This window comes from Vibrio sp. 03_296, from assembly GCF_002265885.1.
Genome location: NZ_NPKW01000560.1, coordinates 1 through 547, shown reverse-complemented (window position 1 = coordinate 547; position 547 = coordinate 1). Strand labels below are relative to the sequence as shown.

Below are 547 nucleotides of genomic sequence, written 5' to 3'. Positions count from 1 at the left end.
TACTTTAGAAAACAAACGCAAGAAATAGAAAAACGGCGCTCGATGTAGCGCGTTTTTATTGTTTAGGTCTCTATATTATAGAGATTCAGTAAACGTACGAGCAATGACGTCACGTTGTTGTTCAGGTGTTAGTGAGTTGAAACGCACGGCATAACCCGATACACGAATAGTTAGCTGTGGGTATTTCTCTGGGTGCGCAACCGCATCTTCTAGCGTTTCACGTTTTAGAACGTTCACGTTTAGGTGTAATGTTGGGGTTAAATTATGACGTGTAATGTTTGGAGGTAAAGTTATTTTTTATGACTTATTATAAGGTAATGAGATTAGAGTCATATTAATCAAAATTAGCTGCTTTGCCCCCTTGATCTTTATACATTAGCTCTCATATAAAAGAGATGATTTCTAAAAGGACAGGATATGCACGACTACGCTGTTTTTGGTCATAACCGTGCAACCATTGGTAGATGGTTGGGGGTAAGTTCAATTGTTTTAACGGGGGCAATTTCTAGCCTTATTAGCTACATATATCAATTGACAGGCTTTCAAG

The 547-nt window shown here is 38.2% G+C and carries 1 pseudogene; it reads right to left on the bottom strand.

From position 1 onward, the window contains the following. Positions 1 to 75 precede the first annotated feature (75 nt). A pseudogene (locus tag CIK04_RS26175) lies at positions 76 to 246 on the bottom strand (autonomous glycyl radical cofactor GrcA); the annotation flags it as partial. Positions 247 to 547 lie beyond the last annotated feature (301 nt).